Source organism: Micromonospora sp. CPCC 205539, assembly GCF_036906815.1.
In the GTDB taxonomy this organism is placed as follows: domain Bacteria; phylum Actinomycetota; class Actinomycetes; order Mycobacteriales; family Micromonosporaceae; genus Micromonospora.
Genome location: NZ_JBAKHW010000008.1, coordinates 1 through 26048 on the forward strand (window position 1 = coordinate 1; position 26048 = coordinate 26048).

23 protein-coding genes and 1 riboswitch are annotated in these 26048 nt (G+C 73.5%); of the genes, 11 read left to right on the forward strand and 12 right to left on the reverse strand.

Annotated elements, in window-relative coordinates; genetic code table 11:
* Positions 1-86 precede the first annotated feature (86 nt).
* Positions 87-920, reverse strand: a complete 834-nt coding sequence (locus tag V6V47_RS09510; RefSeq protein WP_334627723.1) for an NUDIX hydrolase — start codon at positions 918-920, stop codon at positions 87-89.
* Positions 921-1219: 299 nt separating this feature from the next.
* On the opposite strand from V6V47_RS09510, the gene V6V47_RS09515 reads away from it, so the two are divergent.
* Positions 1220-2188 carry a Gfo/Idh/MocA family protein gene (locus tag V6V47_RS09515; RefSeq protein WP_334627724.1) on the forward strand — a complete coding sequence of 323 codons (969 nt, stop codon included), beginning with the start codon at positions 1220-1222 and terminating at the stop codon, positions 2186-2188.
* A 66-nt stretch (positions 2189-2254) separates the two neighbouring features.
* Here V6V47_RS09515 and V6V47_RS09520 read toward each other — a convergent pair whose 3' ends face one another.
* The 3 genes from V6V47_RS09520 to V6V47_RS09530 form a co-directional block, all read right to left on the reverse strand.
* Positions 2255-3262, reverse strand: coding sequence for an inorganic phosphate transporter (locus V6V47_RS09520; RefSeq protein ID WP_334627941.1), 1008 nt, complete (start codon positions 3260-3262; stop codon positions 2255-2257).
* Between the two features lie 10 nt (positions 3263-3272).
* Complete coding sequence (locus V6V47_RS09525; protein WP_334627725.1) at positions 3273-3899, reverse strand: DUF47 domain-containing protein; 627 nt, start codon at positions 3897-3899, stop codon at positions 3273-3275.
* Positions 3900-4026: 127 nt separating this feature from the next.
* Positions 4027-4968 (reverse strand): PPK2 family polyphosphate kinase, encoded by a 942-nt coding sequence (locus V6V47_RS09530; RefSeq protein WP_334627726.1) that lies wholly within the window; start codon positions 4966-4968, stop codon positions 4027-4029.
* Positions 4969-5113: 145 nt separating this feature from the next.
* Between V6V47_RS09530 and sigJ the strand changes: the two genes are divergently transcribed.
* Positions 5114-6079: an RNA polymerase sigma factor SigJ gene (gene sigJ / locus V6V47_RS09535; RefSeq protein WP_334627727.1), complete on the forward strand. Its 966-nt coding sequence runs from the start codon at positions 5114-5116 to the stop codon at positions 6077-6079.
* Positions 6080-6089: 10 nt separating this feature from the next.
* Here sigJ and V6V47_RS09540 read toward each other — a convergent pair whose 3' ends face one another.
* Positions 6090-6596 (reverse strand): DUF402 domain-containing protein, encoded by a 507-nt coding sequence (locus tag V6V47_RS09540; protein WP_334627728.1) that lies wholly within the window; start codon positions 6594-6596, stop codon positions 6090-6092.
* A gap of 104 nt (positions 6597-6700) precedes the next feature.
* Here V6V47_RS09540 and V6V47_RS09545 point away from each other — a divergent pair, with 104 nt between their 5' ends.
* On the forward strand, positions 6701-8905 hold the full coding sequence (locus tag V6V47_RS09545; RefSeq protein ID WP_334627729.1) for an ATP-dependent DNA helicase: 2205 nt from the start codon (positions 6701-6703) through the stop codon (positions 8903-8905).
* 197 nt (positions 8906-9102) lie between these two features.
* Here V6V47_RS09545 and V6V47_RS09550 read toward each other — a convergent pair whose 3' ends face one another.
* Complete coding sequence (locus tag V6V47_RS09550; RefSeq protein WP_334627730.1) at positions 9103-10398, reverse strand: AI-2E family transporter; 1296 nt, start codon at positions 10396-10398, stop codon at positions 9103-9105.
* A 155-nt stretch (positions 10399-10553) separates the two neighbouring features.
* Between V6V47_RS09550 and V6V47_RS09555 the strand changes: the two genes are divergently transcribed.
* Together V6V47_RS09555 and V6V47_RS09560 are read left to right on the forward strand one after the other, a co-directional pair.
* Entirely contained in the window at positions 10554-10892 is a 339-nt protein-coding gene (locus V6V47_RS09555; protein WP_334627731.1) for a GroES family chaperonin, read from the forward strand.
* Between the two features lie 90 nt (positions 10893-10982).
* Complete coding sequence (locus V6V47_RS09560) at positions 10983-11150, forward strand: hypothetical protein (protein WP_334627732.1); 168 nt, start codon at positions 10983-10985, stop codon at positions 11148-11150.
* A gap of 13 nt (positions 11151-11163) precedes the next feature.
* On the opposite strand, the gene V6V47_RS09565 is transcribed toward V6V47_RS09560, so the two are convergent.
* A complete protein-coding gene (locus V6V47_RS09565; protein WP_334627733.1) occupies positions 11164-12639 on the reverse strand; it encodes a PrsW family intramembrane metalloprotease in 1476 nt (491 codons plus the stop codon).
* Between the two features lie 23 nt (positions 12640-12662).
* Positions 12663-12783, forward strand: a riboswitch (SAM riboswitch).
* A gap of 46 nt (positions 12784-12829) precedes the next feature.
* Between V6V47_RS09565 and V6V47_RS09570 the strand changes: the two genes are divergently transcribed.
* Complete coding sequence (locus tag V6V47_RS09570; protein WP_442934206.1) at positions 12830-14104, forward strand: aminotransferase class V-fold PLP-dependent enzyme; 1275 nt, start codon at positions 12830-12832, stop codon at positions 14102-14104.
* 80 nt (positions 14105-14184) lie between these two features.
* On the opposite strand, the gene V6V47_RS09575 is transcribed toward V6V47_RS09570, so the two are convergent.
* Positions 14185-15387: an FUSC family protein gene (locus V6V47_RS09575; protein WP_334627943.1), complete on the reverse strand. Its 1203-nt coding sequence runs from the start codon at positions 15385-15387 to the stop codon at positions 14185-14187.
* 139 nt (positions 15388-15526) lie between these two features.
* Between V6V47_RS09575 and V6V47_RS09580 the strand changes: the two genes are divergently transcribed.
* On the forward strand, positions 15527-16189 hold the full coding sequence (locus V6V47_RS09580) for an HD domain-containing protein (RefSeq protein ID WP_334627734.1): 663 nt from the start codon (positions 15527-15529) through the stop codon (positions 16187-16189).
* Here the strand turns inward: V6V47_RS09580 and V6V47_RS09585 are convergent.
* A complete protein-coding gene (locus V6V47_RS09585) occupies positions 16155-16445 on the reverse strand; it encodes a DUF4031 domain-containing protein (RefSeq protein ID WP_334627735.1) in 291 nt (96 codons plus the stop codon). The genes V6V47_RS09580 and V6V47_RS09585 overlap by 35 nt on opposite strands.
* A gap of 68 nt (positions 16446-16513) precedes the next feature.
* On the opposite strand from V6V47_RS09585, the gene V6V47_RS09590 reads away from it, so the two are divergent.
* Positions 16514-17914, forward strand: a complete 1401-nt coding sequence (locus V6V47_RS09590) for an FAD-binding oxidoreductase (protein ID WP_334627736.1) — start codon at positions 16514-16516, stop codon at positions 17912-17914.
* An 18-nt stretch (positions 17915-17932) separates the two neighbouring features.
* Here V6V47_RS09590 and V6V47_RS09595 read toward each other — a convergent pair whose 3' ends face one another.
* The gene (locus tag V6V47_RS09595; protein ID WP_334627737.1) at positions 17933-18409 is read right to left on the reverse strand and encodes a hypothetical protein; all 477 of its coding nucleotides are present in this window, start codon (positions 18407-18409) and stop codon (positions 17933-17935) included.
* A 125-nt stretch (positions 18410-18534) separates the two neighbouring features.
* Positions 18535-20349, reverse strand: coding sequence for a glycerol-3-phosphate dehydrogenase/oxidase (locus tag V6V47_RS09600; protein ID WP_334627944.1), 1815 nt, complete (start codon positions 20347-20349; stop codon positions 18535-18537).
* 103 nt (positions 20350-20452) lie between these two features.
* On the opposite strand from V6V47_RS09600, the gene V6V47_RS09605 reads away from it, so the two are divergent.
* The 3 genes from V6V47_RS09605 (at position 20453) to V6V47_RS09615 (ending at position 24311) form a co-directional block, all read left to right on the forward strand.
* Positions 20453-23002 (forward strand): S8 family serine peptidase, encoded by a 2550-nt coding sequence (locus V6V47_RS09605; RefSeq protein ID WP_334627738.1) that lies wholly within the window; start codon positions 20453-20455, stop codon positions 23000-23002.
* Positions 23003-23050: 48 nt separating this feature from the next.
* Complete coding sequence (locus V6V47_RS09610) at positions 23051-23986, forward strand: GNAT family N-acetyltransferase (protein WP_334627739.1); 936 nt, start codon at positions 23051-23053, stop codon at positions 23984-23986.
* 79 nt (positions 23987-24065) lie between these two features.
* A complete protein-coding gene (locus V6V47_RS09615) occupies positions 24066-24311 on the forward strand; it encodes a hypothetical protein (protein WP_334627740.1) in 246 nt (81 codons plus the stop codon).
* A gap of 56 nt (positions 24312-24367) precedes the next feature.
* On the opposite strand, the gene groL is transcribed toward V6V47_RS09615, so the two are convergent.
* The gene (gene groL, locus V6V47_RS09620) at positions 24368-25990 is read right to left on the reverse strand and encodes a chaperonin GroEL (protein ID WP_334627741.1); all 1623 of its coding nucleotides are present in this window, start codon (positions 25988-25990) and stop codon (positions 24368-24370) included.
* Positions 25991-26048: the final 58 nt, after the last annotated feature.

Sequence of the window (26048 nt, forward strand, 5' to 3'; positions counted from 1 at the left end):
GGGGCGGGACGGCAGGGGCGGGCGGAGGCAAGGGCGGCGGGGGCGGGGGCGGGGGCCGCGGGGCAGGGCGGGAGGCGGGGCGGCGTTTAGGTGAGCACGAAGCGGGGTTCGCCGTCCGGGGGCAGGTCCAGGCGCGGGGTGATCGGGGTGGCGGCGTCCCGGTCGGCTGCGGCCCGCGCCACGCCGGCCAGGTCGCCGGCCGCCGCCACCTGGGCCAGGGCGACCAGGGTCGGCGGCAGCATCCGCAGCTCGCCCGCCTCGGCCCGGGCCAGCGCGTCCGCCGGGCGGATCCACATGGTGTGGTCGGCCTCGCCGGAGACGTCCCGGGTCCGCTGGCCCGCCGGCAGCAGGGCGACGAAGAAGTACGTGTCGAAGCGGCGCGGCTCGAACTCCGGGGTGATCCACCGGCTCCATGGCAGCAGCAGGTCCGATCGCAGCGTCAACCGCCGGTCGGCGAGCAGCGCCGCGAAGCCCACTCGACGCCCCTCCAGGTCCTGCCGGGCCGCCTCCCAGTCGTCACCGCTGACGTCGCCCACCACGGTCGCCGGGTCCGGGCCGGCCAGCAGCACGCCGGCCTCCTCGAAGACCTCCCGGGCGGCGGCGCAGACCACCGCCTGGGCGGCAGCCGGGCCCACGCCGAGTCGCCCAGCCCAGTCGCTCGGTGGCGGGCCGGCCCACTGGAGGTGGGCAGCCGAGTCGGAGGGATCCACCCCGCCGCCGGGGAAGGCGTACATCCCGCCGAAGGTCATCGCGGCGACCCGGCGGATGACGTACACCTCGAAGTCGACGCCCGCAGGGCGGAGCAGCAGCACGGTGGCCGCGACCCGGGGCACCGCCGGGACGCCACCCTCGGCCTGGAACCGCCGGGCGTGCTCGACCAGGGCGGCCGGGGCGGCGAAGCCGTCACTGTCGATCGTCATGACGCGAGCCTAGTTCCCGAAGGCGCGGGCCGAGCTTCGTGATCGACTCGACATCGGCGATGTCGGGGCATCCGGCGCGGGGAATACCGCGACATCGCCGACCTCGTGTTGATCACGCGGGCCACAGCACGCGGCCAGCGGGCCACACCACGCGGCCAGCGGGCCACACCACGCGGCCGGCGGGCCACAGCACGCGGCCGGCGGGCCACAGCACGCGGCCGGCGGGGCCGGCGGGCCGCAGCACGCGGCCGTCGGGCCGGCGGGTAGGTAATTCACCTCGCTCGGCTAGCGTGCCGACCATGACTCGTTGGGGCATCCTGGCCACCGGCCACATCGCCAGCCGTTTCGCCGAAGACCTCCGGCTGGTGCCGGACGCCGAGCTGGTCGCGGTCGGCTCCCGCTCGGTCGAGAGCGCGCGGCGCTTCGCCGAGACGTACGGGGCGGAGCGCGCGTACGGCTCGTGGGTGGAGCTGGCCGCCGATCCCGAGGTCGACGCGATCTACGTGGCCACGCCGCACGCCGCGCACCACGAGGCGGCGATGACCTGTCTGACCGCCGGGCGGGCGGTGCTGCTGGAGAAGCCGTTCACCCTCGACCTGGCCACCAGCACCGAGTTGGTGGACACTGCCCGCGCCGCCGGGGTCTTCCTGATGGAGGCCATGTGGATGCGGACCAACCCGACGATCCTGCGGGTAGTCGAGCTGATCGCGGACGGGGCGATCGGCACCGTGAGCGGCGTACGCGCGGATTTCGGGGTTGCCGGGCCGTTCCCGCCGGAGCACCGGATGCGCGCCGCGGCGCTGGGTGGGGGCGCTCTGCTCGACCTGGGGGTCTACCCGATCAGCCTGGCCCACCTGCTGCTCGGCGTTCCGCAGCACATCCGGTCCTGGGCGCAGCTCGGCCCGGAGGGGACGGACGAGAACACCGGCATCCTGTTCGGCTACGACAGCGGCGCGCTGGCCACCCTGAGCTGCGGCATCCTCGGGTCGAGCAACGTCTCCGCCTCGATCACCGGCAGCACGGGCCGGATCGACCTGCCGGAGCCGTTCTTCCGGCCCGGGTCGCTGACCCTGCATCGAGACGGCGCCGAGCCGGAGACGATCGATGGTGAGGGAGCCGGCAACGGCTACCAGTACGAGGCGATCGAGGTGCAGCGCTGCCTGGCCGCCGGTCTGACCGAGAGCCCACTGGTGTCGCACGCCACCACGCTCGAGGTGATGGCGCTGCTGGACGCGGTACGCGAGCAGATCGGCGTCCGGTACGAGTGAGACGAACGAACGGCCCCGGCCGCCGCAGACATGCGGTGGCCGGGGCCGTCGACGTGCTGGGTGCGGTCAGCCGAAGAGCGGGCGCACCAGCAGGTAGGCGATGCAGGCGATCAGCGCGGCGGCCGGGAACGTGATGATCCAGGCCAGCACGATGTTGCCGGCGACGTTCCAGCGCACGGCGGAGAGCCGCTTGGTCGCGCCCACGCCCATGATCGCCGAGGTGATCGTGTGGGTGGTGGAGATCGGCGCCTTGAGCACCAGGGCGTTGAAGTAGAGCACCGCGCTGGCGACCGTCTCGGCGGCGAAGCCCTCCGGCGGCCCAAGGTCGATGATCTTGCGACCCAGGGTCCGGATGATCCGCCAACCACCCGAGTAGGTGCCGAGCGCCAGCATCGTCGCGGAGGTCCAGAACACCCAGCCAGGGATGTGCGTCTTGTCGCTCTGGAAGCCACCGGTGTAGAGCGCCAGCACGATGATGCCCATGGTCTTCGCGGCGTCCTGCATGCCGTGGCCGACCGACATGGCCGCCGCCGAGAGGGTCTGCGCCCAGCGGAAGCCCCGGTTGAGCTTGCCCGGCTGCCCCTTCCGGAAGAGCCAGAGGATGGCCAGCATCAGCAGGTAGCCCAGGGTGAGACCGACGATCGGGGACAGCACCATCGGCAGGAGGACCTTCTCGCCGATGGTGGCCCACTGCACCACGCCACCGCTGGCCAGCAGGGTCGCACCGACCAGGCCGCCGAAGAGGGCGTGCGAGGAGGACGACGGCAGACCGAAATACCAGGTGACGAGGTTCCAGGCGATCGCACCGAGCACTCCGGCGAAGACCACCCCGAGGCTGGCCACCCCGGTCGGGAGCGTCACCAGGCCGTCACCGACGGTCTTGGCGACCCCGGCGCCGAAGTGCGCACCGATGAAGTTGCCGACCGCGGCCAGCAGCAGGGCGATCCTTGGCGTCAGCGCCCGGGTCGAGACGCTGGTGGCGATCGCGTTCGCCGCGTCATGGAAGCCGTTCGTGTAGTCGAACGCCATGGCGGCGACGATCACCGCCAGCACGGCGATGAGTTCGGGGGTCAGGGTCACCGGTTCAGGACTCCTTGACCGCGATGGTCTCGACCGTGTTGGCCACGTGCTCGAAGGCGTCGCAGGCGGCCTCCAGCTCGTCGGCGACCTCCTTCATCTTCAGCACCGTCAAGGCGTCGTACTCGCCGGAGAAGAGGCGGACAAGCAGCTGCCGGTTGATCCGGTCACCCTCGTTCTCCAGCCGGTTGCACTCGATCCAGTAGTCCTCGAGATCCTTCATCGACTGCAACCGGGGCATCGCGTCGGCGGTCAGCTTGGCCTGCTGGTCGAGCACGTTGACCATCTCGTGCAGCTCGCGGGGCAGTGCCGGGAGCTCGGTGAGCCCGTACAGGTAGAGCAGGTCGCCGACCGCCTCCAGGTGGTCCATGACGTCGTCCAGCAGCGAGCCCAGCCGGTAGATGTCCTCCCGGTCGAACGGCGTGATGAAGGTAGAGTTGATCTTCTTGTACAGCTCGTGGGTGATCTGGTCGCTGTCGTGCTCGACCTCGGTCAGCCGCTCGCTGACCGACTGCACGTCCACGCCGGGCAGGGCCAGCTCGTTCAGCAGCGCGGTGCCCCGGACCAGGTTCTGCGCGGCCCTGGTGAAGAGCTCGTAGAAGGCGCCCTCGGTGGGGCGGAAGGAAAACTTCACAGCACAGACCTCGTCGCGTTGGTGGAAGGGTGGCGGCGCCCGGGAGACGCCTGCAGGGGAATGCTAGGAAACGGCAGAACCACGAATTCGCCGGCCCACCCCTGGCCAAGCCGCATTCACTGATCGTTCACCTGCTGTTCATCTCGGGCGCCCCATCCGCCCCCACTCCCCCACCACGCAACCGTTCCCGCTCGTGCGCCACGTCGAAATCGGCAGGCGGATACCCCAGATCGAGCGTGTCGAACGTCTCTCGCAGCAGGTGGGCCACCGCCCAGTCCCGGTACCACTTGCGGTCCGCCGGCACCACGAACCAGGGCGCGGCGTCCGTCCCACACCTGCTCAGCGCCTCGGCGTACGCCGCCTGGTAGTCGTCCCAGCGGGCCCGGGCATCGACGTCCCCGGGGTTGTACTTCCAGTGCTTGTGCGGGTCGGTCAGACGCTCCAGCAGGCGCTCGCCCTGCTCGGCGTACGAGATGTGCAGCATCACCTTCACCAGGGTCACCCCGTCCCCGGCCAGCTCTCGCTCGAAGGTGTTGATCTCGTCGTAGCGGGCCCGCCAGGTCGCCTCCGGCACCAGCGAGCCGACCCGGGCGATCAGCACGTCCTCGTAGTGCGAGCGGTTGAACATCCCGACGTACCCGGGCGGCGGCAGCGCGCGACGGATCCGCCAGAGGAAGTCGTGCCGCAGCTCCTGCGGTGTCGGCGGACCGAACGAGCGGATGTGCAGACCCAGCGGGTTCATCGCGCCGGCCACCCGCTTGATCGTGCCGTCCTTGCCGCCGCAGTCCATCGCCTGGAGCACCAGCAGCACCCGTTGCGCCGGCCGGTCCGAGTCGGCCTTGGCCATCGCGAAGAGCATCTCCTGCTGCCGGCCCAACTCCTCGCCCATCAACTCCACCTGCGCGCGGGCCCACTCCTTGCGCTGCCCGCCGGTCACCTTCGTCGACGGGAGGCCGGGCATGGACCGGGGGTCGATCGCGCCGAGGTCGACCGGTGCGGTGACCCGCAGCAACTCCCGTGCGGATCCGCCGTGCGGTGCCACGATCTGCGCTTCCTGGGGTGCGCTCATCCCCGGATCATCACCCACCGGCCGGCCATCCGCCCGCTGAGCGCCGCCCGACGGGCGGACGGACCCACCCGGGGCGGCGCGACGCGTCCGGTTGGCGGGAGGATGTACGCCGGGACGCGGTGCCGGCCGGGAGGGGTGGTGGGTCGTGCGGGACCTGGCGACGGAGTTCGAGGCCGAACGGGGCCGCCTGCTCGCGGTGGCCCACCGGATGCTGGGCAGCCGCAGCGAGGCCGAGGACGCGGTGCAGGAGACGTGGCTGCGCTACGCCGGTGCGCTCGCCGACCCGGCGGCCCGCGCCGAGATCCGCGAGCTGTCCGCATGGCTGACCACCACCTGCGCCCGGATCTGTCTGGACGTGCTCCGCTCGGCCCGGGTTCGCCGGGAGGCGTACCGGGGCCAGTGGCTGCCGGAGCCGATCGTGAGTCCGCTGGACGCCGTACCGCCGACCGACGGGTACGCCCCCGACCCGGCGGAGCGGGCGGTGCGCTCCGACCAGGTGGGCACGGCGCTGCTCGTGGTGCTGGAGCAGCTCGCGCCGGAGCAGCGCGTCGCGTTCGTGTTGCACGACGTGTTCGCGGTGCCGTTCGCCCGGGTCGCCGAGGTGCTCGGCACCACCGAGGTGGCCGCCCGGCAGCTCGCCTCCCGGGCGCGAAGGGCGGTCAGCGCACCGGATCTGCCTCGGCACACCGCCCAACCGGCCGAACAGCGCCGGGTGATCGCCGCGTTCGTCGCCGCCACCGAGTCCGGCGAGTTGGACGCGCTGCTCCGCGTGCTCGCGCCGGACGTGGTCTTCATCGGCGACTCCAACGGGCACTTCCCGGCGGCCCGTCGACCGGTGGTCGGCGCGGACGCGGTGGGTCGCTTCGCGCTCGGCCTGTTCGGCCGGGCCGGCCGCTACACCAACGCGGTGCGGGCGCGGCCGGTGCTGGTCGACGGGGTGCTCGGCCTGCAGATCGAGACGGTGTACGCCGACGGTCGGCCACTCCGCATGGTCACCGCGTTCGCCGTCGACCAGGGCCGGGTCACCGGCATCTTCAACCAGCTCAACCCGGAGAAGGTCGCCGACCTGCCGCCGTTGGGCGACGACGAGACGTGGCCGCCGCGCTGGTGAGCGAGCCGGCTCAGACCACCAGGGCCAACCATTTGCGGTACGAGGTGGCGAACGGCTCGGTGCCGTCGCCGAGCGCGTCGTACAGCGAGCGGGCCGCCGCCTCGGCCTGGACCACCACGTCCTCCGGGTAGCCGTACCGGACGCGGTGCTCGGCGAACTCGTCCTCGTCGAGCAGCTCGACCAGGCCGGTGGTGCGGCGGCGGACCACGTCGAGGTCGAGGTCGATCAGGTGGACCGTGTCGTCGGACTCCCAGCGGGCCGGGGTGGCGATGTCGCAGTAGACCTCGCTGGTCCGTGGGGGCGGGTTGAACATCCCCGTCCACCAGCCCTGGTGCGGCACCAGCAGGACGAACGGGATCTTCTCCACCGATGGGCGGCCGTGGTAGACCGATTCGGTGCCGGTGTGGACGCCCAACCAGATGCCCAGGTCGTCCTCCGCGAGCCGGCGGGCGGGGTAGTCGCGGTGGGCGCTGCCGTCGTACTTGCGGTAGATCACTCGGACCATGTCGCTCGGCATGATTCGCACCCTAACCGATACTGCCCACTGCTCGTAGTGCGGCCGTAACGGGACGGCACGGGCCGGACCGACCGCCCCGGACCGGCGACCCGCCACGCGGGTGGATGGGCGCGGTCGGTGTCCGCCCGGACGGGTACCGTCGCACGGTGACTCCGCCCCGCACCGCCACCGGTTCCGCCACCCCGTCGGCCCGCGCCGGGAAGCGGCGGCGGGGTGCCCGGCCCAGTGGAGCGGAGCTGCTCGCCGCCGCGGTCGGGGCGGTGCCCGGCGGCGCGGCGCGGCCGGGCCAGCAGGAGATGACCACCGCCATCGAGGATTGTGTGACCAACGGCGAGCACCTGCTCGTCCAGGCGGGCACCGGCACCGGCAAGTCGCTGGCCTATCTCGCGCCGGCGCTCACCGTGGACGGTCCGGTGGTGGTCTCGACCGCCACGCTGGCGTTGCAGTCCCAGCTGGTCGACCACGACCTGCCCCGGTTGGCCGACGCGGTCGAGCCGCTGCTCGGCCGGCGGCCCACGTTCGCGGTGCTCAAGGGCCGCCACCACTACCTCTGCCTGGCCCGGCTGGACAACTCCACCGAGGAGGAGCCGGAGGACACCCTCTTCGACGCCCCGGCCGCCCGCCCCGGTGGCGGGACGAAATGGCTCGGCGAGGCGGGCCGGCTGGGCAAGCAGGTGGAGCGGCTGCGCGACTGGGCCGACAAGACCGCCACCGGCGACCGCGACGAGTTGGACCCGGGCGTCGACGACCAGGCCTGGCGGCTCGTGTCGATGCCGTCCCGCGAGTGTGTCGGCGCAACCCGCTGCTCGTTCGGTGCGGAGTGCTTCGCCGAGGCGTCCCGGGCGCGGGCCCGGGAAGCCGACATCGTGGTGACCAACCACAGCCTGCTCGCGGTCGACATGCTGGCCGACCGGCACATCGTGCCGCCGCACAAGCTGCTCATCGTCGACGAGGCGCACGAGCTGGCCGACCGGGTCTCCTCGGCGGCCCAGGCCGAGCTGGTGCCGGAGCAGGTCGACCGGTCCGCGCGGCGGGCGCGTCCACTGCTGCGCCCGGAGATCGCCGAGTCGCTCACCGCGGCCGGTGACGCCCTCGCGGTCGGGCTGGCCGAGGCCCCGGCCGGCCGGATCACCGCCGGGCTGCCGACGCCGTTGCGCGAGGCGTGCACCCTGCTCGACTCGGCCACCCGGGCCGCGCTGGACGCGATCGGCGAGGTCAAGTCCGACGATCCCGACCCGGTCCGCAAGCAGCAGGCCAAGGCGGTGCTGGACGAGCTGTCCACCACCGCGCAGCGGTTGCTGGAGGAGGCCGACCACGACGTGGCCTGGGTGGAGAAGAACGACAGCGGCAGCCGGCGTGCCCTGGTGGTCGCCCCGCTGTCGGTGGCCGGCACCCTCGCCAACCACCTCTACGACGAGCGCACCGTGGTCGCCACCTCGGCGACCCTGGCGCTGGGCGGCCGGTTCGACACGGTGGCGCGCGCCCTCGGGCTGGACGCGCCGCCGCCCGCTCCACCGTCTCCGGCCGCCGCCGCGCAGGCAGCGCGTACCGGCCCGGGCCGTCCGGCCGCCGAGGCACCGGGTCGCCGATTGGCCGGAGATGCCACGGCGGGCGTCGTCGTGCCGGCGACCGAGGGCCCGGGATGGCGGTCACTGGACGTCGGTTCGCCGTTCGACTACGCCCGGCAGGGCATCCTGTACGTCGCGGCGCACCTGCCCCGGCCCAGTGTCTCCGGCTTGCCCGAGGCTGCCGGGGAGGAGCTGCTGGGGCTGGTCGAGGCGCTCGGTGGCCGTACCCTCGGGCTCTTCTCCTCCCGGCGGGCCGCGCAGCAGGCGGCGGAGCTGCTGCGTGCGCGGACCGACCTGCCGGTGCTGCTCCAGGGTGAGGAGGCGCTGCCGCTGCTGGTCCGCCGGTTCCGCGAGGAGCGGGCCAGCTGCCTGTTCGGGGTGATGTCGCTCTGGCAGGGGGTGGACGTGCCGGGTGACGCCTGTCAGCTCGTCGTCATCGACCGGCTGCCCTTCCCCCGACCGGACGAGCCGCTGGCGGCGGCCCGTGCCGCGGCGGTGGACGCGGGCGGCGGCTCCGGCTTCGCTGCGGTCAGCGTGCCGATCGCGGCGGTCCGGTTGGCTCAGGGGGTGGGCCGGCTGATCCGGGCGACCGGCGACCGGGGGGTGGTCGCGGTGCTCGACTCGCGGCTGGAGACCGCCCGCGGCTACGGGCCCTTCCTGCGTCGCTCGCTGCCGCCTTTCTGGTACACGACCCGTCCCGAGGTGGCCCGCGGCGCCCTGCAACGCCTGGCCGCCACCTGACGCGCCACCACGCAGGGCAAGATCCGCGCCACCGCGCAGGGCACGATCCGCGCCACCGCGCAGGGCACGATCCGCGCAACGACAAGGAAATAGTGGCCTCCGCCAGCGCGGAGGCCACTATTTCCAGGTAGTTGTGTCGATCTTGGGCCCGGCGGCGCGGGCCGCCCGGCGGCGCGGGGCCGGGGGCGGCGCGGGGGTCAGGGTGCTTGCGAGGCGACGACCACGGCGTCGGGCGGAGTGTCCGGGACGGTCCGGGCCGCCAGCCGGCGGACGGCGGTGTTGAGCACCGCGATCAACGGTACGGAGACCAGCGCGCCGGTGATCCCGGCGAGCACCACCCCGGACGCGATCCCGATGATCACCGCGAGCGGGTGGATGGCCACCGCCCGTCCCATGATCAGCGGCTGGAGGATGTGCCCCTCCACCTGCTGCACACCGATCACCACACCCAGGATGATCAGCGCGGTGACCGGGCCGCTGTCGACCAGGGCCACCAGCACCGCCACGCCGCCGGAGAGCGCTGCACCGACGATCGGGATGAACGCGCCGAGGAAGACCAGCGCGGCCAGCGGGAAGGCGAACGGGACGTCGAAGATGACCAGGAAGATGCCGATGCCGACGGCGTCGATGAAGGCCACCAGCACGGTCGCCCGGACGTATGCGACCAGCGTGTGCCAGGAGGCCCGGCCGGCGTCGTCGACCTTCCACCGGGCGGCCACCGGCAGCAGCCGGACCACGAAGCGCCAGATCCGGCTGCCGTCGCGAAGGAAGAAGAACGTGGCGAACAGCACGAGCAGCGCACCGGTCAGCACCTCGGCCAGCGTGGCCGCGGTGCTGAGCGCGCCACTGGTGAACTTCGCGGTGTTGTCGTTGATCCAGGCCTGCGCCTCGTCGATGTAGCGATCGAGCTGGGTGTCGGAGAGGTGCAGCGGACCCGTGCGCAGCCAGTTCTGGATCTGCCGGACGCCCTGGGTGGACTTGTCGCTCAGCTCCGGCACCCCCCGGATGAACTCGTTCACCACCAGGGTGAGGGTGCCGATCACCGCCGCCAGCCCGCCGACCAGCACCACCGCGGTCGCCAGCGACCGAGGCAGTCGGGCCCGCAGGAGCCAGCCCACCGCCGGCGCAAGCAGCGCCGAGAGCAGCAGGGCGATGGCCAGCGGGATGATCACGATCTTGATCGTGCCGACGATCTGGAGCAGCGCCCAGGCCACCACGCCGATCACGATCAGCCGCCAGCACCAGGCGGCGGCGATCCGCAGGCCGTGCGGCACGTCGGCGTCGTCCTGGCTGGAGGTCGAGATGTGCGCCGTCGACGGCTCCGCGCCCACGACCGTGGCCGTCGGTGGGGCGACCGGCCCCGGCGCGGCGGGCGAGGCCACCTGGGCCGGCTCCGGCGCGTCGCTCGCGGCGCTCTGGCCGGCGACCGCCGATGCCCGTCGTGACTGGTAGGCGCGGCGAAGCCGCCCGCGTACCCGCTCGAAGCGGCTCAAGCGCACCTCCTGGCAGAACGATCCGCCCACGGCGACAGGTCGGACAGCATACGTCCGTTCGTGACACCGTAGGGCCCGTGCGCCACACATTGCCCCGGTGACCTCAGGTGTAACCACCGGCGGGCGGCCTCCGGCGACACGGTAGCGTCTCCGAGGTGACCGCCGACCAGGATCTCGACGCCGGCCTGCCGATCCGCCTGCTGCACGACCGGGTGCTGGTGCGAATGGAGGGCAGCGAGGGCGAGCGCCGCTCCACCGCCGGCATCGTCATCCCGGCGACCGCCGCCGTCGGCAAGCGCCTCGCGTGGGCCACCGCCGTCGGGGTGGGGCCGAACGTCCGCGCCATCGTCTCCGGTGACCGGGTGCTGTTCGACCCGGACGACCGCTCCGAGGTCGAACTGCACGGCCGCGGGTATGTGCTGCTGCGGGAGCGGGACGTGCACGCCGTGGCCGCCGAGCGGGTCGACAACAACTCCACCGGCCTCTACCTCTGACGCGTCCCCTCCCCCGGCCGCGCACCGAGCGTCGTTTGCCGGGCCGTACGGGGGGAAGCCAGCCGGCGACCGTTGCCCTGGGGAGGGACGATGCCGGTATTCGTGAAGAAGCTGCTGACCTGGGGCAGTGTCGCGTTCCTGATCTACTTCATGGCCTTCCGGCCGGACGGCGCCGCGCAGATCTTCAAGGGGATCGGGGCCGCGCTGATGGCGCTGGCACAGGGGCTCGGTGACTTCCTCACCACCCTGATGACCTGACCCGGCGCGCCGATCAGGGGTGACCGGGCGGCCAGGGCGCCGCCGGCCGAAGGCCAGGCCAGCCGGGCGGGGCGTAGCCCACCGGCGGCGGCGCGGCCAGCACCACCGGGATCGGCACCACCGGCTCGTCCGGCGCGGCCACCACCCGCTGCGAGCCGTCCGGGAAACGCAGGTGGTACTGGCTGCCGTCCCAGACCCCGACCGGGGCCTGCGGGTCTCGACCCACGAAGAACGACCGGTACGCGCTGATCGCCTGCAGCAGCTCCCACTCCTCCCGGGCGGTCCGCGCCTGATCGGCGGGCTTGCGGTCCAGGCCGCGCAGCGTCCCGTCCCGCAGCAGGGCCAGTCGGGTCGCGGCGAACTGGTACCCGCGCATCGCCTTCACCCCGGCGTCCCCGGCCACCCGACGCGCCCAACTGCGGGCCGCGTGCCGGCGGCCCAAGCTGCTCAGCGCGGCCACCTCGGGCGGGCTCAACCAGCCGGCGCGGACGTAGTCGGGCAGCGTGCGCTCGGTGAGTCGCCCCTCCCAGGCGCGCAGCCACACGGCCAGCCCCACCGTGCCGAAGAAGATGGGCACCATCACGCCGAGGAAGCCGTACAGCATGATCACCGCCTGGCCGGTGGCCTGGGTCAACGTGGGCAGCAGGTTCCAGGTGCCGTGCAGCATCATCGCCAGCAGCAGTCCGGCGACCGGGGCGAACACCCGGACCCGCCGGTCGGCCGTCCGGGCCGCGATACCCAGCCCCACACCGGTCATCGAGGTGAAGAGCGGATGGGCGAACCCGAACAGCAGGATCCGGACGATGAAGATGGCGATGACCTGCTGGGTGCCCGTCGCCGGACCGTACCGGTCGGCACCGGCCGCGTAGCCGTACCCGCCCAGGTAGAGGATGTTCTCCACCATGGCGAAGCCGACCGCGGAGAGCCCGCAGTAGACCAGGCCGTCGGTGATCCCGGACCACTCCCGGCGGCGGAACACCAGCAACAGGATCGGGCCGAGGGCCTTGGTCAGCTCTTCGATGAACGGCGCCACCAGCACGCCGGTGAGCGCGGACGGCAGCCCCCAGTCGGCGAAGCGGTCGGCGGCGAACTCGTTGACGGTGAGGGCGGCGGCGGTCGAGACGAACGCACCCCAGGCGAAGCAGAAGATCAGATACTTGAGCGGCTCCGGCTCGTACCGGTCCAGCCAGAGGAAGCAGGCGACCAGCACCGGCACCGGCAGGACGGCCGCGGCCAGGCCGATCAGCAGCGCCTCCAGCCCGAGCGACTGGTTGAGCTTGAAGACCATGTAGCCCGCGCACGCGGCGATGAACAGCGCCACCGATCCCAGCACCAGGAACCGCCAGCCCTTGCTGCGTACCGGCATCTGGGGCGCCACGACGGCGGCCGGATCGGCGGGCGCGGGCGGCGACGACGGCAGGGATGCACCGGGCGGGGTGTCGACCATGCGGTCAGCGTAGCCATCCGCCGCCGGCTGGTCCGGTCGCATCGGCAGCCGCTATGCTGCGTCCAGGTCACGAGTGCCAGCGTTCAGCCCCGGCTTGCTGGCCGGCAACCCTCGTCGAGTTCGCGGTGGGGTGCCCCGGGTGATGACCGGGCCCAGCCCGATCGGCGTGCTGGGCAAGCGCGGACCCCGTCCCGATGCCACACCCGGGGTCCCTGACCCGGGAGGTTCCGGCGTGCCCGTCACCCTCGTACCCTCGTTGCCCACCATCACCGCGCCCGCGCCCACCCCGGCTCCGTCGGGGCCGCTCGACGTACTCGGTGTGCCGGGCGAGATCAACCTGGACTACGCGGCCACCGCGCCGTGCGCGCGGGCCGCCGCCGACGCGGTGGCCGAGCTGCTGCCCTGGTACGCCAGCGTGCATCGCGGCGCGGGAGCGCTGTCGCGGCGCTGCACGCTGGCGTACGAGCGGGCCCGGCAGACGGTCGGCGACTTCTTCGGGGCCCGCGCCGACGACGAAGTGATCTTCACCCGCAACACCACCGACGCGCTCAACCTGCTGGCCCGGTCGCTGCCCGCCGGCACGACGGTGGTCACCTTCGCCGGTGAGCACCACGCCAACCTGCTGCCCTGGCCACGGGGCTCGGTCCGGCTGCCGGTGCCCGCCGACCCCGACGGGGCGGTACGCGCCCTCGCCGCCGCCCTCACCGAGCTGCGCCGGGCCAGCAATCCGGCGCTGCCGGTGCTGGTCGCGGTGACCGGAGCGAGCAACGTGACCGGCGAGCAATGGCCGGTCGCAGAGCTGGCCCGGGTGGCGCACCGGCACGGCGCCCGGATCGCCCTCGACGCCGCACAGCTCGCCCCGCACGTACCGGTCGATCTGCTGGCGCTCGACGTGGACTACGTGGCCGTCTCCGGCCACAAGCTGTACGCGCCGTTCGGCGCGGGTGTGCTGATCGGCCGCGCGGACTGGCTGGACGCGGCTCCGCCGTACCTGGCCGGTGGCGGCGCCACCAGCCATGTCGGCCCCGCCACCCACGACGTGACCTGGGCGACCGGCCCGGCACGACACGAGGGCGGCACCCCGAACCTGTTCGGGGCGGTGGCCCTGGCGGCGGTGTGCACGGCGCTGACCGAGGCGGACCGGGCCGCGCTGGCCGCCCGCGAGCAGGCGTTGCTGGCCCGCCTCCGCGCCGGCATCGCCGCCCTGCCGCACGTGGTGGAGCTGCGCACCTTCGGCCCGGACGCGCCCCGGGTCGGCATCGTGTCGTTCGTGGTCGCCGGGCAGGATTCCGCCGAGGTGGCCGCCCGGCTGGCCGCCGAGCACCGGATCGGCGTCCGGGACGGGCTGTTCTGCGCACATCCGCTGGCCCGGCGGCTGCTCGCCGAGGCGGCGGGGCGCTCCGGCCGGCGGGACCTGCCGCCCACCGCACTGCGCGCCAGCATCGGCCTGGGCAGCACCGCCGCCCAGGTGGACCGGCTGCTCGCCGCACTCGCCGCGCTGGGCTGAGGCTTCGCGCTCGCCGCGCCGGACTGCGGCGCCGCGCTCGCCGTGCCGGGCTGCGGCGCCGCGCTCGCCGGGCGGCTCGGTCAGCCGACCGGCGGGGCGGTGGGGGGCTTCGCCGTGTCGCCCGGCTCCGCCGGTTCACCGACCGGCCGCTCCTGCTCCCCGAAGGCGGTACGGATGCACCGGTTGGCCTCCTCCTGCTCGACGCCGGAGGCCACCAGCAGGTCACTTGCCGTGGTCCGGACCTGGGCGATCACCACGCTGCCCGAGAAACCCACCCCCGCGCCGTACGCCCGGCCGGCCTCACTGACCCCGCGCAGGGACCGTTCCCGGGCCTGCTGCGGTTCCTCGCCGACCGCGAACTCGTGCTTGAGCAGCCGGACCGCCTCGGCGAGGTGGGCGATCGCGTCCGGCATCGGGTCCGGCACCGGCTCCTCGTCCTCGATCAGCGTGACAGACCGACGAATCAGCGTGCCGGTGTTGCGCATCGCCCGATCGATCGGGTCGGCGGCGGCCACGTAGTGGATCAGCTCGCTGCGTCGGTGCCAGCGGGCCGGGGAGAGGGTGGCGGTCTCCTTCGCCCCCTCGATCGCCTCGGAGAACGTCTGCAGCTCGGTCTTGTTGTTGCGCAGCCGCTCCAACGCCCGCTGGACGCTGGCGCGGTCCCGCGTGCGTAGCCCCTCGGCGGTCGCGTCGAGCTGGGTGGCGAGCAGGTCCAGTGCCGGCCGGGCGGCCCGGTTGATCACCCGGAGCGGATTCAACGGCAGCAGCACCGCCGTCACCAGCAGCGCGACGCCACCGCCGAGGAACGCGTCGACGAAGCGCGGGATCTCCAGGTCCTGGGTGGACGGACTCAGCGTGACGATCAGGACAGCCGTGGCCGCCGCCTGGATGACGATGGCCACGCTGGCCCCGGCGAAGATGGTGACCAGGATCGCGACCGTGACCACCAGGCCGAGCTGCCATGCGCCGGTGCCGACCAGGTAGATCAGGAAGTCGCCGATACCCACCCCGATTCCCACCCCGGCGATCAGCTCCACGGTCCGACGGAACCGCTGGCCCACCGAGGCGGCCAGGGTGCCGACCGCGGAGATCGGCGCGAAGACCGGCTGTGGGTTGCCGAGCACCTTGTGCGAGATCAGGTACGCCAGCCCGGCGGCCAGCCCGGCCTGCACGGCCAACCCACCGGCCATCCGGACCCGGTGCAGCCGGTCCTGCAGGGTGGCCCGGCTCCGATGCCGCAGCTGCTCGGTGGCCTCGGCGATCCGCGCGCCGTCGACGTCCACCAGTCCCTCGCGCAGCGCGGTACGTCGCACCAGCGCGGGTCGTTTGTCCCGATCCACGGCCATGGGCGCGACTACCCGTGGCACGCCCGCTGAATCCTCCCGTTCCGCACGCTCCGGTCGGATACGGCAGACTCGGGCGGTGACCGATCTGCTGGACCGCTGGCGGACGGCCGCCCGCGATGCCGGGGCGCGGCCCGACGCGAACGCGACCCGGGCCGGGGAGCGGCTGCTCACCCGGTGGCGGGAGCCGCATCGGCAATACCACACGGTGACCCACCTGACCGCCGTACTCGACGTGGTGGACCGGCACGCCGGGCTGGCCGACCGGGCCGACCTGGTCCGGCTGGCGGCGTGGTGTCACGACGCGGTCTACGACCCACGGGCCGCCGGCGACGCCAACGAACGGGACAGCGCCACGCTGGCCGAGAGCGTGCTCGACGGGTTGGGGGTGCCAGCGGCCGCGGCGGCCGAGGTGTCCCGGCTTGTGCTGCTCACCGCCGGCCACGCGGTGGGGCCGGGCGACCGCGACGGCGCTCTGCTCTGCGACGCGGACCTCGCCGTGCTGGCCGCGCCGAAGGCCGGCTACGACCGCTACGCGGCGGCCATTCGACGGGAGTACGCGCACGTGCCGGAGCAGGCCTTCCGGGTCGGTCGGGCCGCGGTGCTCAACGGGCTGCTGGCGCTGCCCGCCCTGTTCCGGCTGCCGCCGCTGGCCGAGCGGTGGGAGCAGCCGGCCCGCGCCAACCTGCGCCGCGAGCTGGCCACGCTCACCGCTGGGGAGCCGCCGACGGGCGTGGGCTGACCAGGTGCTTGGGGCGGCGTAGGCCAGCGTCGCGGAGCAGTCGGACCAGCTCGCGGCTGGGCACCACGCGGGCCCCGAGCCACACCGCCGCCGCGAACCGGTCGGCGGGAATGTCGTAGTGGTCCCGGTCGAAGCCGCGCCGGGGCGCGCCCAGCGTCTCCGCGAAGGCGTGCAGTTCGGCGTACGAGAGGTCGCTGATCAGGTGCGACCAGAGCCGACCGCGCCACGGCCAGGCAGGCCGGTCCAGGTAGAGCATGACGCCCAAGCTAACCCGCCAAGTTGATCATGTTGATGATCGGTGGTCAGCGACCTAGCCTCTGCTGCATGGCCTCCACCCCACTCCTCGACGACCTGCGGGCCGCGCTGGGCGAGAACGCCGTGCTCACCGACCCGGACCTGCTGCGTATGCACCAGCGGGACGAGGCCGACCTCTGCGCCGCCGGCACCCCGCTCGTGGTCACCCGTCCGCGCACCACCGAGCAGGTCGCGGCGGTGGTGCGGGCGGCGGCGCGGCACGGCGTACCGGTGGTGCCGCAGGGCGCGCGGACCGGGCTGGCCGGCGCGGCGAACGCGGTGGACGGCGCGGTGGTGCTCAGCACCGTCGCGATGGACGAGATCCGCGAGATCGACCCGGTGAGCCGGATCGCCGTGGTCCAGCCCGGGGTGGTCAACGCGGCACTGGCGGCCGCGGTGGCCAAGCAGGGGCTCTGGTACCCGCCGGACCCCGGCTCCTGGGAGTCCTCCACCATCGGCGGCAACGTGGCCACCAACGCGGGCGGCATGTGCTGCGTCAAGTACGGCGTGACCACGGAGTACGTGCTCGGCCTGGAGGTCGTGCTCGCCTCCGGCGAGGTGCTGCGCACCGGCCGACGTACCGCCAAGGGGGTCGCCGGCTACGACCTGACCCGGCTCTTCGTCGGCTCGGAGGGCACTCTCGGGGTGATCACCGAGGTGACCGTCGCGCTGCGACCCGCCCCGGCCGAGTCGCTGACCCTGGTGGCGGTCTTCGGTTCCACCGCGGCGGCCGGCGCGGCGGTCGCCGAGATCGCCGCCCGAGGGCTCACCCCCAGCCTGCTGGAGCTGCTCGACCAGACCCACCTGCGGGCGATCGAGGCGTACCAGCCGATGGGGTTGCGGACCGACGCGCAGGCCCTGTTGCTGGCCGCTGCGGACACCGGCACCCGGGCCGCCGACGACCTGGCCGGGCTGGCCGAGGTGTGCGAGGCGGCCGGTGCGGACGAGGTCTACGCGGCGACCGACGCGGTGGAGGCGGCCGCGCTGCTGCAGGCCCGGCGACTGGCCCACCCGGCGATGGAGAAGTTCGCCGCCGACGCGTACCCGGGCGGCAACGGTGGTCTGGTGATCGACGACGTGGCGGTGCCGCGCGGCTCGCTCGCGGCGCTCCTGGACGGGGTGGCCCGGATCGCGGTGGACTGCGACGTGCCGATTGGCGTGGTGGGGCACGCCGGGGACGGCAACATGCACCCGAACATCGTGGTCGACCGCGCCGACCCGGCGAGCCTCGAGCGGGGTCGGCGGGCGTTCGACGAGATCATGCGGCTCGGCCTGGAGCTGGGCGGCACCTGCACCGGCGAGCACGGCGTGGGGCTGCTCAAGCGGGACTGGCTGGCCCGGGAGATCGGCCCGGTCGGCGTCCGGGTGCACCACGCGATCAAGTCGGCGCTGGACCCGGACGGCCTGCTCAACCCCGGCAAGGTGCTCTGACCCGACCCGATCGACGGGTCAGCCGACGACCTCGGCGGGGGTCGCCTGGGTGAGCAACAGGAGGATCTCACCGGCGACCGGCGGGCGCTCCTCACCCGGGCAGTCCTGCGTGGTGATCAGACCGGCGACGGTGAGCAGGCTGGACGTCAGCGCGTCGATGCAGGTCGTCCGGTAGTGCCGGACCTGATCGGTCTCCTCGGGCAGCTTCGGGTCGGCGAGCAGCACCTGGAGGCGTTCGGTCTGTTCGGCGGCGAGCGTGCCACGGGAGGCGACGCCGTCGCCGGCGCAGTCGTCGCACTTCCACGCGCCGTCCCGCTCGACGCTCAACGTCCGCAGCGGGCCGTCGGCGCCCACGCGCTGGATCAGGCTCACCTGGCCCGCGCCGACCGTGGCCGGGACCTCGAGCGCCTGCCCCCCGGCGGCCGGTGGCGGCGCCGGTGTCTCACCGTCCCGGTCGAACAGCGAACAACCGCTCAGGGCGCTCGCGAGCGCCACGGCGAGGAGGGGAGTCAGTAGGCGTGAGGGCGCGCGGAACAGCACGCGCGGAAACCTACCCCACCGTAGGTAGCGTCCGGTACCACCAACCGGGCCGGTATTGATGGTTACTCTTCGGTAACGTTTTACCGGGAGGACGTCGGCAACTTCGCCGGATCATCGTCGCCCCGGTCGGCCGCGTAGCCGCGTACATCCGGGGCGCCCAGCCGGGCCGCGTCCGCCGCGGCGTCGTCCGGCATCAACTGGGACTGCCGCTCCGCCTCCACCCGGGCGCGGTAGTGCTCGACCTCACGGGCACGGGTGGCCGCGTCCCAGCCCAGCACCGCCCCCATCAGCTCGGCCGTGTGCTCCGCCGACTCCAAGCCCCGGTGGCTGGTCTCGAAGGAGATCCGGGTCCGCCGGGTCAGCACGTCCTCCAGGTGCAGCGCGCCCTCGGCCCGCGCGGCGTAGGTGACCTCCGCGGCCAGGTACTCCGGGGCGCCCGCCAGCGGGGAGGCGAGCAGTGGATCGGCGTTGATCAGCGCCAGCAGCTCCAGGGTGAGGGTGCCGTACCGCTCCAGCAGGTGCTCGACCACACCCACCGGTACGCCGTGCCGGCGCGCCAGGTCGGCCCGGTCCCGCCACATCGCCTGGTACCCGTCGGCGCCGAGCAGCGGCAGGTCGGCGGTACGCGACTGGCGGGCGCCGCCCAGCCGGCGGGCGGCCCGGTCGACCACGTCGGAGGCCATCACCCGGTACGTCGTGTACTTGCCGCCAGCAACCAGCAGCAGCCCGAGCATCGGCTCGAAGACCGCGTGCTCGCGGGAGAGCTTCGAGGTGGAGTCGGCCTCGCCGGCCAGCAGCGGTCGCAGCCCGGCGTAGACGCCCTCGATGTCGGCCGTGGTCAGCGGACGGTCGAGCACGACGTTGACCTGCTGCAGCAGGTAATCGATGTCGCTGGCCGAGGCGGCGGGATGGGACCGGTCCAGTCGCCAGTCCGTGTCCGTGGTGCCGATGATCCAGTGCCCGCCCCACGGGATGACGAAGAGCACCGAGGTGGCCGTCCGCAGGATGAGCCCGGTCTCGCCGGTGATCGCCGAGCGGGGCACCACCAGGTGCACGCCCTTGGAGGCGCGTACCCGGATGCCGGGCCGCAGACCCACGTCGTTGAGCATCCGCGACATGTCGTCGCTCCACACGCCGGTGGCGCCGATCACGGTGCGGGCCTGGACCTCGAACTCCGCGTCCGGGGAGCCGGCGGGGGCCTCCAGGTCGCGGACCCGGACGCCGGTCACCTCACGCGCCTGCCGGATCAGCCCGACGGCGCGGGCGCTGCTCACCACCGTGGCACCGAGGCTGGCGGCGGTGCGGGCCAGCGTGACGACCAGCCGGGCGTCGTCGACCTGCCCGTCGTAGTAGCGGATCGCTCCGGCCAGCGCGTCGGCCCGCAGGCTCGGGAAGATCCGTCGGGCCCCTTCCCGGGTGAGGTGCCGGTGCAGCGGCATGCCCCGGCCGCCGCCGACGGCCCCGGCGAACGCGTCGTAGGTGGCCACGCCGGCGCCGTAGTACGCGCGGCGGAAGATCCGGGCGGGCAGGTCCCGCAGACCTCGGCCGGCCGGCAGCGGCACCAGGAACGGCACCGGCCGGACCAGGTGCGGCGCGAGCCGGGTGGCCAGCAGGCCGCGTTCGGTGAGCGCCTCGTGGACCAGATGGAACTCCAACTGCTCCAGGTAGCGCAGGCCGCCGTGGATAAGCTTGCTGGACCGGCTGGAGGTGCCGGAGGCGAGATCACGCGCCTCGACCAGGGCCACCTTCAGGCCCCGGGACGCCGCGTCCAGGGCGGCACCGGCACCGGTGACCCCACCCCCGATCACCAGTACGTCGAAACGTTCGGCACGGAGCTGGCGCAGGTCGGCCGCACGGCGGACCGGCGAGAGTTGCCCAGCGACAGAGCGGGAGATGTTGGGGTCGCGCACCCGTCCACCGTAACCGTCGCGGCCGGCATGTCGACATGCGCGCCCGCCCGGTCCGGTGGTGCGGCGCCCGACCCGTACTGTGCGAGGCATGCAGGTCGGCCCTCCGTCACCCGCTGGTCAACCACCGCACCGGCAGCCGTCACCTCCTGGTGGGGTCAACCCCTGGTCGGTGGTCGCCGCCGTGCTGACCGGCGGCTGGACGCTGGCGATCATCGTGGGCACCCAGGCCGGCGGCTGGGTCGCCGACCAGGTGCTGCTGGGCTTCGGGCGGGACCGGGTCGGTTGGCTCTGGCCGGTGCTGGGCCTGGCCACCGTCGTGCTCGTGGGCACGCCCACGCTGCTGCTGGCCCTGGTGCCCCGCTCGGCCGCGGTCCGGGCCACCGGGCGGGCATGGCTGGGTGGGGTGCTCGTGCTCGGGGTGCTCACCGCGCTGCGGGTCGTGCCGCCGGTGCACCACGAGGCGTACCTCGCCGCGCTTGCCGGCACGGCCGCCCTCAGCACGCTCGTCCTGCGCTGGTGGGCCCGCCGGTCGGCGGCGACCGGCGGAGACGGCGCGGTGCCCGGCGGCGAGACCGCCAGCGGCCCCCGGCCGGCCGGACGGGGGCGGGGACTGTTCCGGCCCGGCCCGGTGCCACTGCTCGCGGTCGCCGCCGGGTTGGCGCTGCTGCTCCCCTGGGCCTGGCTGGGCGCGCTCGGCGGGCTGCTGGAGACCGCGCTCACGGTGCTGGCGGCAGCCGCGCTCGGGCTGCTGGCCGCGACGCTGCTGGATGCCGCCTTCTGGTCCCGCTTCGCGATCGGTCGACCGCCCCGGCCGGCCCGTCTGGTGCTGGTCGGCGGCCTGGTAGCCGGGGTGGCGCTCCTGCTGCTCGCCGCCGGCACCGGCCAGTCCGGCGCGCAACTGCCCGCCCTGCTGACCCTGCCGCCGGTGGGTTACGCGGTGGCCGCCCTGTGGGCCGCGACCTGGCGTCCGACCGGCGGAGAGGCGTCGAACGCACTCGCCCAGACGACGACCATGCCGGCCCGGGAGAGCGACTCCGCCCGCGCCGGCCGGGCCGCGACGGGCTGGCTGTTGGGGCTGGCCGCACTCGGCCCGCTGGCCTGGACCGACCCGGAGGAGATCAGCCTGCTGCTGGTCGGCACCCGGGACGTGCCGTTCTGGGTGGGGGCCGCCGCCGTCGCCGGACTCGCCGTCGCGGTCCTGGTCGCCATCGGGTACGCGGTGCTGCTGGCCCGTCCGTCGGCGCGTACCCCCAGGCGGTGGGTGGCCGCGCTGAGCGCGGCGGTGCTGCTGGTCGCGGTGGGCGTGGTCGACGTCGGGCCCGGCCAGCCCGGCCTGCACGGCGATCGACTGCTGGTGGTGCTGCGCGAGCAGGCCGACCTGACGGGCCTGCCGGCCGGCGTACCGGGCCGGGCCGGGCGGGACGCCCGCGCGACGGAGGTCTACCGGCGGCTGGTGGCGACGGCCGACCGGAGCCAGGCCGACCTCCGCCGGGAGCTGACCCGGCTGCGGCTCGACCCGGTGCCCTACTACCTGGTGAACGCGGTCGAGGTGGACGGCGGCCCGGCGGTACGGGCCTGGCTCGCCCGCCGACCGGAGGTGGACCGGGTGCTGGTCAGCCAACGCCTGCGGCCACTGCCGGCGCCAGCCGGGCAGAGCCGGGGCGACACGCCCGCCCCCACCGGCGCGGAGTGGAACATCCGTCAGCTCGGCGCCGACCGGGTCTGGTCGCAGCTCGGTGTCACCGGCTCGGGCGTCGTGGTGGGCAGCTCGGATTCGGGGGTGGACGGCACCCATCCGGCGCTGCGGGCCGGGTTCCGCGGCGGGGACGACTCCTGGTACGACCCGTGGGACGGCACCCGGGCCCCGACCGACCAGGGCGGGCACGGCACCCACACGGTGGGCAGCGCGGTGGGCCGGGGCGGCATCGGGGTGGCACCGGATGCGCAGTGGGTGGGCTGCGTCAACCTGGACCGCAACCTGGGCAGCCCGGCGCACTACCTGGACTGCCTCCAGTTCATGCTGGCCCCCTTCCCGACCGGGGGTGACCCCTTCACCGACGGTCGGCCGGCACGCGCCCCGCAGGTGCTGACGAACTCCTGGGGCTGCCCGCCGATCGAGGGCTGCGACGATCGCGCACTGCGGCCGGCCACCGCCGCGCTGGACGCCGCCGGGATCTTCGTGGTCGCCGCCGCCGGCAACACCGGCCCGTGGTGCGGGTCGATCGACGACGCTCCCGCGCCGTACCCGGACGTGCTGACCGTCGGTGCGGTGGACGCGCAGCGGCGGGTCGCCGAGTTCTCCTCGCGGGGGCCGGTGCCGGGCGGAGCGGGCAAGCCGGACGTGTTGGCGCCGGGCGTCGGTGTCGTCTCGGCCATGCCGGGCGGCGGTTACGCCGCGCTCGACGGCACCTCGATGGCCACCCCGCAGGTGGCCGGGGTGGTCGCGCTCATGTGGTCGGCGAACCCGGCGCTGGTCGGCGACCTGGCGCGGACCCGGCAGATCCTGCGGGACACCGCAACGCCCGCCGAGCCGACGTACCGCTCCCGCAACCCGTCCGACGCCTGTGGCGGCCCGGCGAACGTCACCGGCGCCGGCCAGGTGGACGCCTACGCCGCCGTCCGGGCCGCCCGTTCCTGAGGGCGGGTCTTGCCGGGACGGGTACCCGGTGATCTATGGTCGGCGACCATGGACGCCAAGATCACCGTCACCGAGTTGACCCTCGACCTGCTGCCTGCCGTGGTGCGGCTGTGCGAGCGGGCGCTCGACCTGCCGGAGGACGCCACCGAGGCGGGGCCCGTGGTGGACGCGCTCTGGCCGCGGGCCGCCGCCAACCGGCCGGTGGTCGGGCTGGGCGCGTACCGGGGGGCGGAGCTGGTCGGCGTGCTGCTGTGCTCGGTGTCGTCGAGCGACCCGGGTCTCGGGCACGTGGACCTGGTCGCGGTGCTGCCGGAGCAGCGCCGCCAGGGAGTCGGCCGGACGTTGCTGGCGCGGGCCGAGCGGGTGCTCGCCGAGCAGGGGGCGGCCGAGGTGCTGTTGGCCGGCAACCCGCCGTACTACGCCTGGCCGGGCATCGACGTGCGCTACACGCCGGCGGTCTGCGCCGCCCTGGCGCTCGGCTACCAGCAGGACCGGACGGCCTGGAACATGACGGCTGACCTGTCGTACGACGGGTCGCCCGCGCTGCGGTCCACCGAGGCCGCGGAACAGCGCCTGGCCGACCAGGGCGTCACGGTACGTCGGGCGGAGCCGGTGGATCTGCCGGCGCTGGAGGCGTTCGCCCGTTCCACCTTCAGCGGCACCTGGGACGGCGAGCTGGCCGAATCCGTGGGCCGCTCCCCCGAGGCCGGTTGTCACCTGGCGGAGCGCGACGGCGAGCTGCTCGGCTTCGCCGCCTACGGGTCGTCCCGGCCGAGCTGGTTCGGGCCGATGGGCACCGCGCCGGCAGCCGAGGGGTCTGGCATCGGTGGGGTGTTGCTGCGTCGCTGCCTGCGTGACCAGCGGGCGACCGGGCTCGACCGGGCGCAGATCGGCTGGGTCGGGCCGGTGCCGTTCTACTCGGGCAGCGCGGGCGCCCGGATCGAGCGGGTCTTCTTCCTGTACCGGCGGACCCTTCCGGCGTAATAACGGGCAAATGGGATATTGATCCATTCGCCCGCGTGGGCCATCGACGCCCCCTACCGTTTTGGTAGAGGAGGCAGCCATGACCACCGATGACGACCAGACCGAGGACGGCCCGCCCGTCACCTGGAAACCGGTCGGCGAACTCCCCGGGCAACTGCCGTTCGACCGGCTCGACTACGGCGACGCCGAGCAGTTGGCGGAGATGACCACTGACGGCGGGGCGCTGGTCGAGGAGCCGCAGGAGATGGTGGACGCACCGATCCAGCTGATTCCGCCGTACGGCCGGGCGCAGAAGCGGCGCAACCAGCGCCCGCTACCCACCTGACGACGAACGGGGCGGACCGCGTCAGCGGCCCGCCCCGTTCTGTGTCGGAACTGGACTCAGAAGTCCATGTCCCCGCCACCCGGGCCAGCCGGGGCGGCCGGGGTCTTCTCCGGCTTGTCCGCCACGACGGCCTCGGTGGTGAGGAAGAGCGCCGCGATGGAAGCGGCGTTCTGCAGCGCCGACCGGGTCACCTTGGCCGGGTCGATGATGCCCGCGGCCAGCAGGTCGACGTACTCGCCGTTGGCGGCGTTCAGACCGTGACCCGCTTCGAGGTTACGGACCTTCTCCACCACGACGCCGCCCTCGAGGCCGGCGTTGACGGCGATCTGCCGCAGCGGGGCGTCGAGCGCGACCTTGACGATGTTCGCGCCGGTCGCCTCGTCGCCGACCAGGTCGAGCTTGTCGAAGGCGGTCTTGCCGGCCTGAACCAGCGCGACGCCACCACCCGGGACGATGCCCTCCTCGACGGCCGCCTTCGCGTTGCGAACGGCGTCCTCGATGCGGTGCTTGCGCTCCTTGAGCTCGACCTCGGTGGCCGCGCCGACCTTGATCACCGCAACGCCACCGGCCAGCTTGGCCAGCCGCTCCTGCAGCTTCTCGCGGTCGTAGTCGGAGTCGCTCTTGTCGATCTCGGCCCGGATCTGGTTGACCCGACCCTGGATCTGGTCGGCGTCGCCGGCACCATCGACGATGGTGGTCTCGTCCTTGGTCACCACGACCTTGCGGGCGCGGCCCAGCATGTCGAGGCTGACGGCGTCCAGCTTGAGGCCGACCTCCTCGCTGATGACCTGACCACCGGTGAGGATGGCGATGTCGGCGAGCATGGCCTTGCGGCGGTCACCGAAGCCCGGCGCCTTGACGGCGACGGACTTGAAGGTGCCCCGGACCTTGTTGACGACCAGGGTGGCCAGGGCCTCGCCCTCGATGTCCTCGGAGATGATCAGCAGCGGCTTGCCCGACTGCATGACCTTCTCGAGGATCGGGAGCAGGTCCTTGACCGACGAGATCTTGCTGTTGACGATCAGGAGGTAGGGGTCGTCGAAGACGGCCTCCATGCGCTCCGGGTCGGTCATGAAGTAGGCCGAGATGTAGCCCTTGTCGAAGCGCATACCCTCGGTGAGCTCCAGCTCCAGCCCGAAGGTGTTGCTCTCCTCGACGGTGATGACGCCTTCCTTGCCGACCTTGTCCATCGCCTCGGCGATGATCTCGCCGACGGTGCTGTCGCCAGCGGAGATGGAGGCGGTGGAGGCGATCTGCTCCTTGGTCTCGACGTCCTTGGCGAGCTTGGACAGCTCCTCCGAGACGCTCGCGACCGCGGCCTCGATGCCCCGCTTCAGGGCCATCGGGTTGGCGCCAGCGGCCACGTTGCGCAGGCCCTCGCGAACCAGGGCCTGGGCCAGGACAGTCGCCGTCGTCGTGCCGTCACCGGCAACGTCGTCGGTCTTCTTGGCGACCTCCTTGACCAGCTCAGCGCCGATCTTCTCGTACGGGTCCTCGAGCTCGATCTCCTTGGCGATGCTCACACCATCGTTGGTGATGGTGGGGGCACCCCACTTCTTCTCGAGCACGACGTTGCGGCCCTTGGGGCCGAGGGTCACCTTTACGGCGTCGGCGAGCTGGTTCATGCCCCGCTCGAGGCCGCGGCGCGCCTCTTCGTCGAACGCGATCATCTTGGCCATACGGCGTTGTCCTCCTGGACACTCACGGGCCACCCGAGTGTTGTGTCCCGGATGGGCC

Coding starts and splice junctions, on each gene's coding strand:
- V6V47_RS09510 (WP_334627723.1), bottom strand. CDS start 920: ATGACGATCGACAGTGACGGCTTCGCCGCCCCGGCCGCCCTGGTCGAG.
- V6V47_RS09515 (WP_334627724.1), top strand. CDS start 1,220: ATGACTCGTTGGGGCATCCTGGCCACCGGCCACATCGCCAGCCGTTTC.
- V6V47_RS09530 (WP_334627726.1), bottom strand. CDS start 4,968: ATGAGCGCACCCCAGGAAGCGCAGATCGTGGCACCGCACGGCGGATCC.
- V6V47_RS09540 (WP_334627728.1), bottom strand. CDS start 6,596: ATGCCGAGCGACATGGTCCGAGTGATCTACCGCAAGTACGACGGCAGC.
- V6V47_RS09545 (WP_334627729.1), top strand. CDS start 6,701: ATGGGCGCGGTCGGTGTCCGCCCGGACGGGTACCGTCGCACGGTGACT.
- V6V47_RS09560 (WP_334627732.1), top strand. CDS start 10,983: ATGCCGGTATTCGTGAAGAAGCTGCTGACCTGGGGCAGTGTCGCGTTC.
- V6V47_RS09565 (WP_334627733.1), bottom strand. CDS start 12,639: ATGCGACCGGACCAGCCGGCGGCGGATGGCTACGCTGACCGCATGGTC.
- V6V47_RS09585 (WP_334627735.1), bottom strand. CDS start 16,445: ATGCTCTACCTGGACCGGCCTGCCTGGCCGTGGCGCGGTCGGCTCTGG.
- V6V47_RS09590 (WP_334627736.1), top strand. CDS start 16,514: ATGGCCTCCACCCCACTCCTCGACGACCTGCGGGCCGCGCTGGGCGAG.
- V6V47_RS09605 (WP_334627738.1), top strand. CDS start 20,453: ATGCAGGTCGGCCCTCCGTCACCCGCTGGTCAACCACCGCACCGGCAG.
- V6V47_RS09610 (WP_334627739.1), top strand. CDS start 23,051: ATGGACGCCAAGATCACCGTCACCGAGTTGACCCTCGACCTGCTGCCT.
- V6V47_RS09615 (WP_334627740.1), top strand. CDS start 24,066: ATGACCACCGATGACGACCAGACCGAGGACGGCCCGCCCGTCACCTGG.
- groL (WP_334627741.1), bottom strand. CDS start 25,990: ATGGCCAAGATGATCGCGTTCGACGAAGAGGCGCGCCGCGGCCTCGAG.